17 protein-coding genes are annotated in these 15308 nt (G+C 73.3%); 7 read left to right on the top strand and 10 right to left on the bottom strand.

From position 1 onward, the window contains the following. Window positions 1–62 precede the first annotated feature (62 nt). From ABD086_RS18505 to ABD086_RS18520, 4 genes are all read right to left on the bottom strand, one after another. The gene (locus tag ABD086_RS18505; RefSeq protein WP_343909089.1) at window positions 63–416 is read right to left on the bottom strand and encodes a YciI family protein; all 354 of its coding nucleotides are present in this window, start codon (window positions 414–416) and stop codon (window positions 63–65) included. Window positions 417–656: 240 nt separating this feature from the next. Continuing rightward, window positions 657–1616: a hypothetical protein gene (locus tag ABD086_RS18510; RefSeq protein WP_343909090.1), complete on the bottom strand. Its 960-nt coding sequence runs from the start codon at window positions 1614–1616 to the stop codon at window positions 657–659. Between the two features lie 146 nt (window positions 1617–1762). Beyond that, window positions 1763–2977 carry an SGNH/GDSL hydrolase family protein gene (locus tag ABD086_RS18515; RefSeq protein WP_343909091.1) on the bottom strand — a complete coding sequence of 405 codons (1215 nt, stop codon included), beginning with the start codon at window positions 2975–2977 and terminating at the stop codon, window positions 1763–1765. Between the two features lie 23 nt (window positions 2978–3000). After that, window positions 3001–3654 carry a thymidine kinase gene (locus ABD086_RS18520; protein ID WP_343909092.1) on the bottom strand — a complete coding sequence of 218 codons (654 nt, stop codon included), beginning with the start codon at window positions 3652–3654 and terminating at the stop codon, window positions 3001–3003. 16 nt (window positions 3655–3670) lie between these two features. On the opposite strand from ABD086_RS18520, the gene ABD086_RS18525 reads away from it, so the two are divergent. Next, window positions 3671–4495 (top strand): sulfurtransferase, encoded by an 825-nt coding sequence (locus ABD086_RS18525; RefSeq protein ID WP_343909093.1) that lies wholly within the window; start codon window positions 3671–3673, stop codon window positions 4493–4495. Here ABD086_RS18525 and ABD086_RS18530 read toward each other — a convergent pair. Then, the gene (locus tag ABD086_RS18530) at window positions 4476–6482 is read right to left on the bottom strand and encodes an SDR family oxidoreductase (protein ID WP_343909094.1); all 2007 of its coding nucleotides are present in this window, start codon (window positions 6480–6482) and stop codon (window positions 4476–4478) included. The two genes, ABD086_RS18525 and ABD086_RS18530, sit on opposite strands and share 20 nt — an antisense overlap. A 46-nt stretch (window positions 6483–6528) precedes the next feature. Further along, window positions 6529–7470 carry a septation protein SepH gene (gene sepH, locus ABD086_RS18535; RefSeq protein ID WP_343909095.1) on the bottom strand — a complete coding sequence of 314 codons (942 nt, stop codon included), beginning with the start codon at window positions 7468–7470 and terminating at the stop codon, window positions 6529–6531. 141 nt (window positions 7471–7611) lie between these two features. Between sepH and ABD086_RS18540 the strand changes: the two genes are divergently transcribed. Then, on the top strand, window positions 7612–8247 hold the full coding sequence (locus ABD086_RS18540) for a trimeric intracellular cation channel family protein (protein ID WP_343909096.1): 636 nt from the start codon (window positions 7612–7614) through the stop codon (window positions 8245–8247). A 124-nt stretch (window positions 8248–8371) separates the two neighbouring features. On the opposite strand, the gene ABD086_RS18545 is transcribed toward ABD086_RS18540, so the two are convergent. Both ABD086_RS18545 and ABD086_RS18550 read right to left on the bottom strand, forming a co-directional pair. After that, window positions 8372–9670: a D-arabinono-1,4-lactone oxidase gene (locus ABD086_RS18545; RefSeq protein ID WP_343909097.1), complete on the bottom strand. Its 1299-nt coding sequence runs from the start codon at window positions 9668–9670 to the stop codon at window positions 8372–8374. 10 nt (window positions 9671–9680) lie between these two features. Continuing rightward, window positions 9681–10871: an MFS transporter gene (locus tag ABD086_RS18550; RefSeq protein ID WP_343909098.1), complete on the bottom strand. Its 1191-nt coding sequence runs from the start codon at window positions 10869–10871 to the stop codon at window positions 9681–9683. A 69-nt stretch (window positions 10872–10940) separates the two neighbouring features. Between ABD086_RS18550 and ABD086_RS18555 the strand changes: the two genes are divergently transcribed. The 3 genes from ABD086_RS18555 (at window position 10941) to ABD086_RS18565 (ending at window position 13256) form a co-directional block, all read left to right on the top strand. Further along, window positions 10941–12023, top strand: a complete 1083-nt coding sequence (locus ABD086_RS18555; protein ID WP_343909099.1) for a ferrochelatase — start codon at window positions 10941–10943, stop codon at window positions 12021–12023. After that, window positions 12020–12841 carry an inositol monophosphatase family protein gene (locus ABD086_RS18560; RefSeq protein WP_343909100.1) on the top strand — a complete coding sequence of 274 codons (822 nt, stop codon included), beginning with the start codon at window positions 12020–12022 and terminating at the stop codon, window positions 12839–12841. Before ABD086_RS18555 ends, ABD086_RS18560 begins: the two co-directional genes overlap by 4 nt. Window positions 12842–12962: 121 nt before the next feature. Continuing rightward, window positions 12963–13256: a DUF4193 domain-containing protein gene (locus ABD086_RS18565; RefSeq protein ID WP_343909101.1), complete on the top strand. Its 294-nt coding sequence runs from the start codon at window positions 12963–12965 to the stop codon at window positions 13254–13256. A gap of 64 nt (window positions 13257–13320) precedes the next feature. Here ABD086_RS18565 and ABD086_RS18570 read toward each other — a convergent pair whose 3' ends face one another. Then, a complete protein-coding gene (locus ABD086_RS18570; protein WP_343909102.1) occupies window positions 13321–13617 on the bottom strand; it encodes a DUF4235 domain-containing protein in 297 nt (98 codons plus the stop codon). 22 nt (window positions 13618–13639) lie between these two features. Beyond that, complete coding sequence (locus ABD086_RS18575; protein WP_343909103.1) at window positions 13640–14098, bottom strand: DUF3093 domain-containing protein; 459 nt, start codon at window positions 14096–14098, stop codon at window positions 13640–13642. 53 nt (window positions 14099–14151) lie between these two features. Between ABD086_RS18575 and dut the strand changes: the two genes are divergently transcribed. Both dut and ABD086_RS18585 read left to right on the top strand, forming a co-directional pair. Continuing rightward, the gene (dut, locus tag ABD086_RS18580) at window positions 14152–14664 is read left to right on the top strand and encodes a dUTP diphosphatase (RefSeq protein WP_343909104.1); all 513 of its coding nucleotides are present in this window, start codon (window positions 14152–14154) and stop codon (window positions 14662–14664) included. A 5-nt stretch (window positions 14665–14669) separates the two neighbouring features. Continuing rightward, window positions 14670–15305, top strand: coding sequence for a DUF3710 domain-containing protein (locus ABD086_RS18585; protein ID WP_343909105.1), 636 nt, complete (start codon window positions 14670–14672; stop codon window positions 15303–15305). The last annotated feature ends 3 nt before the right edge of the window (window positions 15306–15308 follow it).

Below are 15308 nucleotides of genomic sequence, written 5' to 3' on the forward strand. Positions count from 1 at the left end.
GGAGGCCTTCACCTATCTACGGCTCGCCGTATCCGATCGCACAACGTGCCTGGGCATCACATCTAGACGTCGTCGGTCGACCGGGGGAATGTCGCCTCGCCGGCCGCGATCGCGCCGGCCGGGAGCATCCACGGCAGCGCGACCAGCTCGAACACGCCAGCCTGCACGGCCGGGTCCTCGCCCTTGAGACGGAGCGCCTCGTCGGGCTCGCAGCGCAGGATCGACAGCCCGCGGTAGTGCCGCCGCCCCTCCGCGAGATCGCCCACCGGCCCCGCGGCGAGCAGCACACCCTCGTCGTGCAGGTGGGCGAGGTGCGCCAGGTGGGCGTCCTGGAGCCGGTCGGCCTCCTCCTCGCTCAGCTCGGGTGGGTGCTCCGGCGTCACCAGGAGGACGACGGTGTACCGGTCGAAGTCCATGGGCCCGATCGTAGAGCGGGTGGTTGCTCCGTTGGTCGAGGTCGTCGAGGCCCCGGATGCCGGGGGACTGCCGGCGGCCTGCGGGTTGCTGGGGGTTGCGACCGGCGTGGCAGCGAACGGGGGCGGTGGGTGGGTGGTTGCGGTCGGCGCCCGGCTTGCGGTTCGCGGTTGTTCGGGTCGTGTGCCTGAGAACGCGCTATAGCGCGGGCTCAGGCACACGACCCTGAAAACCAGCGATGCTCATCCCCGCACGTCGGCCCGGCCGAGCTCGCCCAGCTCCCCATCGGTCGGCTCGCAGGGCCGGTGGCGGGTCACCCGCCCGGCGCAGATCAGGCCGGGCGTCTGCGACACCACGGTCAGGTGCCGGTCCCCGACGCGGTAGTCGATGCGGATCGACGGCCGGAGGTGTCGTCCGGGCCGGGTCACCTCGTAGCCGATGAGCAGCAGCCAGTCCTGCCCGTCGTCCGTCGGCCCGAGGTGGGCGCCGCGCGCGGGCAGGGTGCGGCTCCAGTCCAGCTCGCCGGTCGGCCACCCGTGCACGAGGACGCCACCGATCTCCCGGTCGGGCCGGGCCATCCGGGTCCCGAGCACCCGGACGCCGCTGTCGAAGGGCGCGCGCACCCGCTCGATCACGACGCCGCGCCGCGCCGCGACCTCGACGCGGGCCAGGCCGTCGGTCATGCGCAGGCCGACCGCGCGCCGGTCCGCCCAGCCGTAGGCGGCGCTGAGCGTCAAGGGCGGCTCCGGCTTCGGCGGTGCGGGGCGCACCCGCGGGCTCCACGTCGTCGGTGGAGCGTCCTCGCCGACGGCGAGGGCGTCGTCGTGGAACGTCCCTTGGGGAGCGGGGTCGTCCGGGCCGTCGAACCGGGTGTACGACGCGCCGACCCGGACCCACCGGGGATCGTGGAGGCAGGTGCGCGGCAGCCGGACCCGCACCTTGTCCCGCCGGGGGCGGAAGTGCGCCGACATCCGGGCGCAGCTGACGTGGACCTGCCCGTGCGAGAGCTCGACGGAGCCGGGGTCGTCCGGCGCGTAGTAGGCCAGCGCCTGGTACGTCCGGTGCGGGGTCTGCAGTCGCACCACGCCGTCGGCGTAGCCGACGGGCTGGAGGTCGCGCAGGTACAGCTCCACCAGCACGGCGTGCGACGTGTGCCGGACGACGAGCCGGGTGATGTCGGCGCTCGTGTTGCTCGGGTCCACGGTGGAGCCGTCCTGGTGGACCGCGACGGCGTCGTGGCGGGCGTCCCGGTGCCGCCAGCCCTCGGCGTGCGCCGGGCTGCCGCGAGCGTGAGGGCGAGCGCACCGACACCGGCCGCCAGGATCCGGGACCGCACCCGCTCACCCCCTCAGCTCAGCGTCATCACGGGCTCGCCGTTCACCAGCCCGGTGCCGGAGATCCGGCACGAGCCACCGCGCGGCGTCCCGTTGTTCCAGGCCTGCCGGACGCAGGAGCGGGTGGCGAGCTGGGCCCAGTAGTTCGGGTGCAGCGACTCCTGGATGTAGTACGGGCTGTTCGAGCAGCAGGTCGACACGGTCCGGATCTGGTTGATCCACTCGGTCTGGTCGACCGCGCCCGGCGAGCGCCAGTCCGCGAGACCCTTCTCCTCGTACAGGCCGACGGTGTTCTCGCACAGCCGGCGGCCGTTGAACGCCGCGGACAGGTCCAGCACGCGGGAGTTGGTCACGCCCGAGTCGGTGAGGGCGCCGCGCACCGCGCCGTTGATCGTCGGCAGCGCGGTGTCGTTGGCCCAGTCGGCGTCGCCGTTCCAGAACCCGCAGCCGCCGGTGCTCTGCCGGGTGTAGCCGCTCTCGGCGTACCGGAACCCGGAGCCACGCGGGATCGGGCTCGGGTAGGTCTGCACGAGCAGCGTCCACTGCGCGTCGGAGTAGCCGGCGTTGCGCATCGCGGTCTGGACGTTGCGGAAGGCGCCGGCGATCCGGGCGCGTACGGCGGCGACGTTCGCGGACGTGAAGTTCGAGGTCACCGAGCTGTCGTCGCGGCAGTAGTCCTTGGCCCAGGTCGGGGAGTACAGGAAGTCGACCACGCACGACTGCACGATGTCGGCGAAGTTGAAGTCGTTGCCGCCGATGCTGACCACGACCATCCGGACGTTGTGGGTGCCGGCGAAGGAGCGCAGCATCGCGGCCTGGCCGCGGTGGCCCGCGCCGTCGTCGTAGAAGTCGAGGCCGGGCTTGAAGTACGACCCGTTGCTGGTCGCCGTGGTCGCGCCGGAGCAGGCCAGGTTCAGCCCGCTGAGCCCGCCGCCGACGTACGCCTCGGCGGACCTGCTGCGGTGGCACCGCTCGATCTGCTCGCCGGTGCCCGAGGCGTTGTCGTAGTACGCCGTCGGGCCGAGCGCGTCCGCGCGGCTGGACGAGGCGTTGCTGCTGCCCGCCCAGCGGCCGGCCTCACCGGAGATGTAGGAGTCGCCGAGCGTGACGACCCAGGGGGAGCCGGCCCCGGGGCCGTCGGCGTGGGCGGCGGGGGCGGGGACCGTCAGGACGGTCGTGAGAGCTGCGGCGCAGGCGGCGAGAGCCGTGGTGATCCGAGAAGACAGCACGCGCCGGACACTAGGGCTGCCGGCTACCCGAAGGGAAGAGGCTCCGGTGCGAGCGACACCGCCTTGGCGCGGGCGGCGGTGAGCCGGCGGCGGTGGTGCTGGCGGCAGAGCACCTCGTAGGCGACGTCCGCCGGCGGCTGGTCGATCTCGTCCACGTCCCCGACCACGATCACCTCGCCCTCGACCACCATCACGCCGTTCTCGGTGCGCGCGTTGTGGGTGGCGCGCTTGCCGCACCAGCACAGCGCCTCGACCTGGAGCACGTTCATCCGGTCGGCGAGCTCGACCAGCCGGGCGCTGCCCTCGAACAGCTGGGTGCGGAAGTCGGTCAGGATCCCGAACGCGAACACGTCGATCTGCAGCTCGTCGACGATCTTCGCGAGCTGGTCGACCTGGTCGCGGCTGTAGAACTGCGCCTCGTCGCAGACCAGGTAGTCGATCCGCGCGCCTCTCGTGAGCGAGTCCACGACGTACCGCCAGAAGTCGAACTCCGGCGACACCTCGATGGCCTCGTGGGTGAGCCCCAGGCGACTGGAGAGCCTGGCCTCGCCGGCCCGGTCGTGGGTGGTGAACAGCCGGCCCACCAGCCCGCGCGCCGCGTGGTTGTGGTTCGTCTGGAGCGCCAGCGTGCTCTTGCCGGAGTCCATGGTGCCGGTGAAGAAGGACAGTTCAGCCACGGGGCAGAATCCTCTCATGCCCTCTCCGCTGATCTCCGCCGCCGAGCTGCACCAGAGCCTGGGTGGCGTGACCGTCCTCGACGTCCGGTACCGGATGGGTGGTCCGGGCGGCCGCCAGGAGTACGAGAAGGGGCACGTCCCGGGCGCGGTGTACGTCGACCTGGACACCGAGCTCGCCGCGCCGCCGGGGGCGGGCGGGCGGCACCCGCTGCCGCCGGCCGACGTCTTCGAGACCGCCATGCGCCGGGCCGGGGTGCGCGGCGACCGGCCGGTGGTCGTGTACGACGACTGGTCTGGGCTGGCCGCCGGCCGGGCCTGGTGGCTGCTGCGCTACCACGGCCACCCGGACGTGCGGGTGCTCGACGGCGCCTGGCCGGCCTGGGTCGAGGCCGGGGGAGCGGTGCACACCGGGACGACGCTGCCGGGGCGCGGCGACTTCACCGCGCGGCCCGGGCAGCTGCCGGTGGTCGAGGCGGACGACGTGCTCGGCGTACCCGTGCTCGTCGACGCGCGGGCGCCCGAGCGGTACCGCGGGGACGTGGAGCCGATCGACCCGGTGGCCGGGCACATTCCTGGCGCGGTCAACGTGCCGACCACGACCAACCTGCGCGCGGACGGGCGGTTCCGGTCCGCCGAGGAGCTCCGGGCGCTGTACGCCGCCGCCGGGGTCGCGGGCGACGAGCGCGTGGCCGTCTACTGCGGGTCCGGCGTCACCGCGGTGCACGACATCATCGCGCTGGAGGTGGCCGGGATCCCGGCCGCGCTCTACCCGGGCAGCTGGTCGGGGTGGATCGCCGACCCGGACCGGCCGGTGAGCCGGACTACCAGTGAACGCCCTTGAACAGCTTCGCGAGCATGATCTGCTCCGACTCGCGGGTGCCGCCCTCCGGGACCTGACCCTTCGCGGCCGCCGAGTCCGGGAAGACGTGGTAGGCCATGTTGAGGACCCGGAACGCCAGCTTGGGCGTCAGCGTGTGTGCGACCGCGCCGGCGTTGCCGAGCAGCGTGTTGATCTCGTGCGGCCGCTCGACCATCGCCTCGATGACCAGGTCCGCGGCCTGCGCCGGTGAGATCGTGGGGAACTTGTCGTAGAGCTTGGTCGGGGCGATCATCGGCGTCCGCACCAGCGGCATGTGGACGTTCGTGAACGTGATGCCGTCGCCGACCAGCTCCGAGGACACCACGTTGCTCCAGGAGTCGAGGGCGGCCTTGGAGGCGACGTACGCCGAGAACCGCGGCGGGTTCGTCTGCACGCCGATCGACGAGATGTTCACGATGTGCCCGCGCTTCTGCTGGCGCATCGCGGGCACCAGGCCCATCACCAGCCGGATCGCGCCGAAGTAGTTGAGCTGCATGGTGCGCTCGAAGTCGTGGAACCGGTCCTGCGAGAGCCGCAGCGACCGGCGGATCGACCGCCCGGCGTTGTTGACCACGAAGTCGACCGACGGCAGCTCGGCGGTCAGCGTCTCGCAGAGCGCGTCGATCGCCTCGAGGTCGGACAGGTCGCACGGCTGGACGACGGCCTGTCCGCCCCGCTCCTCGATCACGGCTCGCAGCTCGTCGAGCTTCTCCTTGCCGCGGGCGACGAGCACCGGCGTACCGCCCGCCTGGGCGACCTTGAGGGCGGTCACCTTGCCGATGCCGGACGAGGCGCCGGTGACGACGACGTACTTGCCGGTGAGCTTCTCCCGGACCCGCGGGTCGCGGCCGGTGGAGTCGTCGAGGTGCTCCTCCCAGTAGGTCCACAGGTTGCGCGCGTAGGAGTCGAGGTCCGGGACGCCGATCCCCGAGCCGGCGAGCGCCTGCTCGGTGCGGCGGGCGTCGAAGGTCGACTGGAACGACGTGTGCGCGAGCACCTCGGCCGGGATCCCGACCCGGCTGGTCGCGACGTCGAGGACCGACTGCACCAGCGGCTGCTTGGTGAGCAGGTTGAGTGCACCCGCCGGGGTCAGGGGCCGGGGGACGAAGCGGGTCCGCCGGCGGTCGATCGGGGTCATGAACCGGGGCGCGCCGGCCGCCGCGCAGAACGCGTTGATCATCTCGTGGACCGGCTGGGGCTCGGGGTTGACCAGGTGGAACGCCTCGCCGTCCCGGTCGGGCAGGTGCGCGATGTGGTCCAGCGCCGCGCTCACGTAGTCGACGGGCACGACGTTCGTGTCGCCGAGGTCCACGCCCGCGAGCGGCAGCCAGGCGGGCAGCCGGTCGCGCAGCGCCTTGATCACGCCGAAGAAGTAGTAGGGCCCGTCGACCTTGTCCATCTCGCCGGTCTCGGACGCCCCGACCACGATCGCCGGGCGGTAGACCCGCCACGGCACGGTCGCCTCGGTGCGCACGATCTTCTCGGACTCGAACTTGGTCCGGTGGTACGGCGAGGGCAGGTGCTGACCCTCGTCGAACATCGACTCGTCGAAGCGGCCCCGGTACTCACCGGCCGCGGCCACCGAGGAGACCTGGTGGAAGCAGCCGACCTGCAGCGCGTCCGCGAGCTCCAGGGCGTGGCGGGTGCCGCCGACGTTCAGACGCTCGTTGGTCTCGTCGTCGGCGGTCATGTCGTAGATCGCCGCGAGGTGGAAGAAGTGGTCGATGCCCTCCCCGGTCCCGGCGCGGTGCGCGTCGACCCAGTCCGGCTCGACGCCGAGCGCGTCGGCGGAGAGGTCCCCGACGACGGGGATGACCCGGTCGGTGCCCCAGCGGGCGATCAGAGCCTCCATGCGCGGCAGCGAGGACTCGCGCACGAGCACGAAGATCTCGCCCTCGCGGTGGTCGAGCAGCTCGCGGACCAGGTGCCGGCCGATGAAGCCGGTCGCGCCCGTGACGAAGTACGACATGGGGGGACGCTACCCGCTGGTAAACCTGTGGGTCACGCCCTGCGGGCTACTCCTTGCCGCCGCCGCCGAACATGATCTCGTCCCAGCTCGGCACCGACGCGCGGCCGCGGGTCTTCTTCACCGGTCGGCGGGACGGGGCCTCGTGCTCGTGCTCGTCCTCCGCGGAGTCTCCGTGCAGGTCGTCCTCGGCCGCCGCCTCCGCGGCGTCCGCGCGGACCTCGGCCTCGTGCGCCGCGACCTCCGGGTCGGTCGGCGGCTCGTCGGTCAGGAACGCCTCCACGGGCTGCTCCGAGACCAGGTCGATCGCGTCGGCACCCAGCTCGTCGCCCAGCGGCAGCTCCTCCTCTTGCACCGCGGAGAGCCGGCGCTGACGGACGCTGCGCAGGTCGTCGCGCGGCTCGGGAGCGGCCGCGACCGACTCGCCGACCAGCCAGCGGGCGTCCTCGTTGTCGAGGGTGACGTAGTTGCCGGGGGCGTCGAAGGTGAGCTCCGCCGTGCCGCTGCGCTCGGAGGAGGAGTAGCTGCCCGTCAGCGACCAGCGGCCGTCCTCGCGGCGCCAGGCGTCCCACTCGACGGTCTCGGGGTCGACGTTCAGCGAGCGCAGGTGCGTCGCCACGGCGTCGCCGAGGGTGCGGGCGCCGTGCGGGGCCGCACCCTCGCCCCGGCGTACCGACGACCGCTGGGCACGCTCGGCGACGTGCTGGCGCTCGGCGAGCACCGGCGCGGCGAAGGCCATGATCTTGTCCACCGACGTCTGCGCCGCCTGTGCCACCGCCTCGGGAGTCTCGCCCGATCGGATCCGAGCCTGGATGTCTCGGGGCCGGAGGGCACTGGCATTGTCCATCGGTTTCTCCAATCGGCGGGGCTCACCGCGGACGGCGGACCGGAGACGCTCGTCGAGCTCGACGGTGTGCTCGTTCCCGTCCTCGTCGACCAGGCGCAGGCGCTTCCCGTCCTCGCTCACTCCGGCGAGCGTCAGGTGCGCCATGGTGGGTCGTGCTCCTGTCCCATCGTGCGGGGTACGTCCTCGGTGCGCCGAGCCTACGCCAGCCGACGGCGTGTGGCCGGGAGCGCCGCCGCGTGGCACCGGACACTCTCGGACGCTCTCGGGGACACGTACTCTCCACCCGTGTCGACCTCCGAGCCCTCCGCGATCCTCGTCGTCTTCGACCTGGTGGGCATCTTCGTGTTCGCGATCACCGGCGCCCTCGTCGCGGTCCGCAAGGGCCTCGACGTGTTCGGCGTCCTCGTCCTGGCGGGTACGACCGGCCTGGGCGGCGGCTTCCTGCGCGACGTGCTCATCGGCGCGACGCCGCCGGCCGCGCTCGCCGACTGGCGCTACCTCGTCGTCCCGGTCGCCGCGGGGGTGCTCGCGTTCTTCTACCACCCGGTGCTGGGCCGGGTGGAACGGTCGGTGAACGTGCTCGACGCCTTCGGCCTCGGGCTCTTCTGCGTCACCGGCGCGCTCAAGGCGCTCGACTACGGCCTCGGGGTGGTGCCCGCCGCGCTGATGGGCATGGTCACCGGCATCGGCGGCGGCATGCTCCGCGACCTGCTGGCGGGCCGGGTGCCCCTGGTGTTCCGCGGCGAGCTGTACGCGACCCCGGCGCTCGCCGGCGCGGCGCTCGCCGTCGCCGGCGCGCACGCCGACCTGCCCACGCTGGTCGTGGCCCTCGCCGGCGGCGGGCTGTGCACGGCCTGGCGGCTGGTCGCGATCTGGCGGCACTGGCAGGCGCCGGTGCCCACCGGCCCGGCGTCGGTGTAGTCGCCGACTCGGCGCTACTGCAGGCGCGCGAGGGGCCGAGTCGGCGCTACTGCAGGCCCGCCACCTGCATTCGCGCCGACTCGAGGCCCTCTGGACCTGCATTGGCGCCGACTCGGCATCCTCCTCAGTCGCCCAGGACCCGGCGCAGGTAGGGGTTCGCGAAGACGCGGTCCGGGTCGAGTCGGTCGCGCAGGGCGAGGAACTCCTCGAAGCGCGGGTACGCCGGGGCGAGGTCGGCCGCGGTGCGGGTGTGGACCTTGCCCCAGTGCGGGCGGCCGTCGTGGGCGCGCAGGATCGGCTCGACGAGCGCGAAGTACTCCCGGTGATCGGCGTCGCGGTGGGTGTGGAACGCCAGGTAGAGCGAGTCGCGGCCGGTCGAGGTCGACAGCGGGATGTCGTCGGCGGGCGTCACCCGGATCTCGACGGGGAAGGTGACCCGCAGGCCCGAGCGGTCGAGGGCCGCGCGGGCCTCGCGGAGCGCGGTGAGGCCCGCCTCGCGCGGGACGGCGTACTCCATCTCCCGGAAGACGACCGTGCGCGGCGAGGTGAAGACCCGGTGCGCGACGTCGCTGTAGGTCCGCGCCGACAGCAGCCGGCTGGAGAGCTGGTTGAACGACGGGATGATCGACGGGACGGCGTTCGTCAGGTGGTTGAGCGCCCCGAACAGCGAGTTCGACAGGAACTCGTCGTCCCACCACTCACGCAGGCGGGACAGCGGCTCCACGTCGAGGTCGTCGAGCCGGTCGTTGGTCTTCACCATCAGCCGGTCGGTGTGCGGGAACCAGTAGGTGTCCACGTGGTGGTGGGCGGCGACCCGCTCGTCGAACCCGTCCAGCGCCTCGTCCCAGGACATCGGCGTCTCGTTCGCCTCGAGGGCGAACAGCGGCTCGACGCGGAACGTCAGCGTCGTGAGCACCCCGAGCGCGCCCAGCCCGACCCGGCCCAGCTCGAGCAGCTCCGAGTTCTCGGTCTCCGTGGCCCGCACCACCTCGCCGGTGCCGGTCACGAGCTCGAGGCCGCAGACCTGCGCCGACAGCGACGCGGCGACGCCGCCGGTGCCGTGGGTGCCGGTCGAGGTGGCGCCGGCCAGTGTCTGCTCGGCGATGTCGCCCATGTTGTGCAGGCTCAGCCCGAGGCCCTCGAGCCGGGCGTTCAGCTCGCTGAGCCGGGTGCCGGCCAGCGCCGTCACCGTCATCGCGTCGCGGTCGACGGCGAGGACGCCGCCGAGGTGCGTGGGCCGGAGCATCGTGTCCTCGGGCGCCGAGATCGCGGTGAAGGAGTGGCCGGTGCCGACCATCTTCACGGTGGACCGCTCCGAGCGGGCCCGCTCGACCGCGGCCACGATCGCGGCCGTGTCGGCCGGCTCCTCCACGCGCCGCGGCCGGGCCGACTCGAGGCCCGACCAGTTCCGCCACTCGGTCACGGGCGGGAGCCTAGTGGCGGTACGGCGCCCGCTGGCGCGGGATCGCCAGGCCGGCCAGCGCCGCGACGATGCCCGCCGCGACCGACACGAGGTACGCCGCCGACGCGCCCTGGTGGTCGACCACGAGTCCGCTGAGCGTGGCGCCGGGCGCGACGCCGGCGACCAGGCCGGTCTGCATGATCGCCATGCCCTCGGTGAGCCGCCCGGCCGGCACGACCTCCTCGGTCAGCGACATCGCCGCGATCATCGTCGGCGCGATCGCGAAGCCGGCGACGAACAGGGTCAGGCCCATCAGCGGCAGCGTCCCCACGAAGGCGAGCGGGCTCATCGCGCACGCCATCGCGAGCGCGCCCCACCGCACCCGCACCGACGGGCCGCGCCGCCAGTGGACCGCGCCGGTGATCACCCCGGACGCCAGGCTGCCGAGCGCCCACAGTGCCAGCAGCGCGCCGGACACCGCCTTGTGCGCCCGCTCGTCGGCGAACGCGACCGTGGTCACCTCGGCGGCGCCGAACAGCACCCCGAGCGCCGCGCACACGACCGCCAGCGGGATCACCGTCGGCCACGGCATGTCGCCGCGCGGCCCGGTCGCACCGCTCCGCGCGTGGGCCGGCGGCTCGGTGGCCCGCTGGCTGGTGAACCACAGGGTCCCGCTCACGCACGCGACGACCGCGACCACGATGCCGGCCACGGGGTGCCACACGGTCGCGAGCACGGTCACGACGATCGGGCCGAGGATGAAGACGGCCTCGTCCAGCACGGCCTCCAGCGCGTACGCCGTCTGCACCTGGCCCGGCTGGTCGAGGACGTGCGACCAGCGGGCGCGGACCGCGGAGCCCACCTGGGGCAGGCAGCCGCCGGCCAGCGCCGCGAACACGTAGGTCGTGCCGATCGGCCAGTCCGCCTGCACCGCGACCACCAGCAGGATGACCGCGACGGCGAAGCCGAGGCTGGCGGCCGTGAGCACCCGGCCCTGCCCGAACCGGTCCAACAGCCGGCCCTGCAGGATCGCCAGGCCGGCGTTCGCGAACATGTACGCCGCCGAGACCGCGCCCGCGACGCCGTACCGCCCGGTCGCCGCGGAGACCAGCAGCACGATGCCGAGCCCGACCATCGAGATCGGCAGCCGGGCGAGCAGTCCCGCCATCGAGAACCGGAGCGTGCCGGGGTAGCCCAGGATCCGGCGGTACGACGTGAACATCGCGCCGAGCGTATTGGCCCGCGCCGACCCCGACCCAATCGTTAACGGCCCCTCCCTACGATGAGGGTCATGACCCCCGACACCACGCCGTACGACGCCGTCCTGCTGGTGTCGTTCGGCGGCCCGGAGAGGCCCGAGGACGTCGTGCCGTTCCTCGAGAACGTCACGCGCGGCCGGGGCATCCCGCGGGAGCGGCTGGAGGAGGTCGGCGAGCACTACTTCCTCTTCGGGGGCCGCTCGCCGATCAACGACCAGAACCGGGCCTTCCTCACGGCGCTCCGCGAGGACCTCGCCGGGGCCGGCGTCGACCTCCCCGTCTACTGGGGCAACCGCAACTGGGACCCGTACCTGACCGACACGGTCCGGCAGATGGCGGCGGACGGCGTGACCCGCGCCGCCTGCTTCGTCACCAGCGCCTACTCGTCGTACTCCTCGTGCCGGCAGTACCGGGAGAACCTGTTCGACGCCGTTGCGAGCGTCGAGAACGCGCCGCAGCTGGACAAGCTGCGCCTCTACTTCAACCACCCCGGCTTCGTGGAACCGGTCGTCGACGCGGCGCTGACCGCGCTCGCCGACCTGCCCGAGGACGTGCGCGAGGGCGCGCACCTGGCGTTCGTCACGCACTCGATCCCGGAGTCGATGGCGGAGGGGAGCGGGCCGGACGGCGACGCGTACGTCGAGCAGCACCTGTCGGTCGCCGCCGAGGTCGTCGAGCGGATCCGCCAGGAGACCGGCCGGCGGCACCCGCACGCGCTCGTGTACTGCTCCCGGTCGGGCGCCCCGCACGTCCCGTGGCTGGAGCCCGACATCAACGACCACCTCGAGCGGCTGCAGGCCGACGGCGCCGCGGGCGTGGTGATGGTGCCGATCGGGTTCGTCTCCGACCACATGGAGGTCGTGTACGACCTCGACACCGAGGCGCTGGCGACCGCCGAGAAGCTCGGCCTGCCCGCCACCCGCGCCGCCACCGCCGGCGTCGACCCGCGCTTCGTCGCCGCGGTCCGCGACCTGCTGCTGGAGCGTGCGGCCGTCGAGCGCGGCGAGGAGGTCGTGCGGGCGACCGTCGGCGGCCTCCCGGCCTGCTGGGACCGGTGCGCCCCCGGCTGCTGCCCCAACCCGCGCGGCGACCGCCCGGCGCTGGCCGGCGCATGACCGACGCCACGAACCGGGAGCTCGCCGGCCTCGCCCTGGACGTCGCCCGCGCGGCCGCCGCGCTGGTCCGCGACCGGCGCCGCGGCGACGTGACCGTCGCCGCCACCAAGTCCAGCGAGGTCGACATCGTCACCGAGGCCGACCGCGCCAGCGAGGAGCTGATCCGCGACCGGCTGCTGACCGCGCGCCCCGACGACGGCGTGCTGGGGGAGGAGGGCGACGACGTACCCTCCCGCTCCGGCGTGCGTTGGGTCGTGGACCCGATCGACGGCACCGTGAACTTCCTCTACGGCCTGCCGCAGTACGCCGTGTCGATCGCGGCCGAGCGCGCCGGGGAGGCCGTGGCCGGCGTGGTCATCGACGTCGCGAGCGGCGCCGAGTACGTCGGGCACCTCGCCGACGAGCACGGGCCGGCCGCCGCCACCCGGGACGGGGAGCCCCTCCAGGTCCGCACACCGGCCGCGATGGAGCAGCGCCTGGTGGCCACCGGGTTCAACTACGACGCGACGATCCGGCAGCAGCAGGCGACCGCGCTGGCGCGGCTGATCACCCGCGTGCGCGACGTGCGCCGCCTCGGCTCCTGCGCACTCGACCTCTGCCACGTGGCTGAAGGCAGCGTGGACGGGTACTTCGAGGAGGGCGTGAACCTCTGGGACCACGCGGCGGGCGGCCTGATCGCCCGGTTGGCCGGCGCGCGGTTCGAGGCCCACCCCGGGGTCGGGGGTACGCCGATGATCGTGTGTGCTCCGACACACGGCTTCGACGATCTGCTGACCTCCCTGAGGTCGGCCGGTTTCTTCACCGAACCGGGGGAATAGCACTCCGTCATCCGATGTTCATGCTCCGCCATGCGGATCGGGTGTGCGAAGGACCTACCGCATGGTGCACAATCTGGCGCCGACGACGGCGCAGAAGCAGGGAACGGGAGTGGAGTGACGGATGGCGACTGACTACGACGCACCGCGCAAGAACGAGGACGAGCAGTCCGAGGAGAGCATCGAAGAGCTCAAGGCGCGTCGTCACGACAAGAACTCCGGCAAGGTCGACGAGGACGAGGCCGAGGCCGCGGAGTCGTTCGAGCTGCCCGGCGCGGACCTCTCGCACGAGGAGCTCGCCGTCGAGGTGAAGCCCAAGCAGGAGGACGAGTTCACCTGCATGAGCTGCTTCCTGGTGCACCACCGGAGCCAGCTGGCGGACTCGAAGAAGATGATCTGCCGCGACTGCGCGGCCTGAGAGCCGACGGCAGGAGGCCGCAACCCGCCGGGTTGCGGCCTCCTGTCATGTCAGGGGCCGGGGGTCAGGCGCGCTGGCCGTCCTTGCGCAGGTCCGGCGGCAGGTGGCCGGTGGAGCGGGCGTAGTAGGACGCCGCCTTGCGCTGGGCGATCATCCGGGCCAGCCCCACGGCGATGCCGCTGGCGACGGCCCAGCTGACCGCCTCCCAGATCTCGACGTCGGGGTCCGCCGGGTTCTCCGGCGGCTGCTTGCCGGTCGCGAGCTGCCATGCCTTGTCCAGGCCCTTCTTCGCCACGGCCGCCGCCCCCAGGGCGGAGACCAGCGAGAAGACCGTCCAGACCTTCGAGGAGTCCTGTGCCATGGCGGCACAGTACCCAGCCGCCTCAGGTGCGACTCAGGGCCGTCAGCGCCCGGGCGAGCTCCTCGGGGTGGCGGGTCGCCACCAGCCAGTACGGCGCCGGGTCGGCCGGGTCGGTGATCTCCACCTTGACCGCGCGCTTGAGGTAGGGCCGGAGGAGCAGGTACGCCCGGGCGTCGGCGTCCACCCCCGCCGTCCGGCGGGTCTCCTCGGCGTCCAGGGCGGTCGCGGTCCCGAGGTGCTCGGCGCCGATGTGCGCCCGGCCGGCCCGGAACTCTCCGTCGGAGACCACGATCCGCGCCGAGCCGATCGCGACGAGCAGGAAGGCCATCAGCCCCAGCGCCACCAGCGTGACGATCCACGCGGCGGGTGCCGGGAGCGCGACCACGACCGCCAGCCAGAGCGTCGCGACCAGCATCGTGCCCTGCACCCACCACCGCAGCGGGACGCCGAGGCGCTCGGCGTAGGCAGGCGTGAGAGTCACGGCCGGAATCCTTCCATTGGTGCTCCGGGTCCGGGCCGGTAGGGTCCCGCGTCGTGTCCGACGTCCACCCCCTCGCCGCCCCCTCGGGTCAGCTCGAGGTCCTGGTGACCCGTCTCGACCCGGACCTCCCGCTCCCGGCGTACGCGCACCCCGGCGACGCGGGGGCCGACCTGCTCACCGCCGTGGACATCACGCTGGCGCCGGGGGAGCGGGGCCTGGTGCCGACCGGCATCGCGATCGCGCTGCCCGACGGGTTCGTCGCGCTCGTCCACCCGCGCTCCGGGCTGGCCGCCCGGCACGGGCTGTCGATCGTGAACACGCCCGGCACCGTGGACGCCGGCTACCGCGGCGAGATCAAGGTGATGCTGATCAACCACGACCCGCGCGAGCCGATCGAGCTGCGCCGCGGCGACCGCGTCGCGCAGCTGGTGATCCAGCGCGTGGAGCGGGCCCGCTTCACCGAGGTCGGGGAACTGCCCGTCTCGGTCCGTGGGGACGGGGGCTACGGTTCTACCGGGGGCTTCGGAGCCCCCTCCGCCCCGACCGAGGCCCCGACCGAGGAGTAGTAGTCGTGAAGTTCCGCCGCAAGTCCGCCGAGACCGAGCCCGACGCCGGTCCCGGGGACGAGGTCACCCCGGAGCCCGGGCCGACCACCGGGCCCTACGACATCGACGACCTCCCGGACGACGACGTCGCGCGGATGGACCTCGGCTCGATGCTGATCGCTCCGGCCGAGGGCAGCGAGATCCGCCTCCAGGTCGACGAGGCGACCGAGGCCGTGCAGGCCGTGCTGCTGGCCGGCGCCGAGGGCGCGCTCGAGCTGCGCGCGTTCGCCGCCCCCCGCAACGGCGACCTGTGGAGCGAGATCCGGCCCCGGCTGGCGGCCGACTTCGCCCAGCGCGGCGGCACCGCCGACGAGCGCGAGGGCCGGTTCGGCACCGAGGTCGTGGGCCGGCTGACGGTGCGCAACCCCGACGGCAGCACCGGGACCCAGCCGTCGCGGATCATCGGCGTCAACGGCCCGCGCTGGATGCTGCGGGCCACGCTGCTCGGCCGGCCGGCGGTCGAGCCCGAGAGCGCCCAGGCCTGGGAGGACGCCATCGCCCAGGTCGTCGTCCGCCGCGGCTCGCAGCCGATGCCGTCCGGCGGCGAGCTGCCGCTGACCCTGCCGCGCGACGGCACGCTCATCGAGCACCCCAACGCCTAGGCT

The organism is Nocardioides aquiterrae (assembly GCF_039526625.1).
Lineage (GTDB): Bacteria > Actinomycetota > Actinomycetes > Propionibacteriales > Nocardioidaceae > Nocardioides > Nocardioides aquiterrae.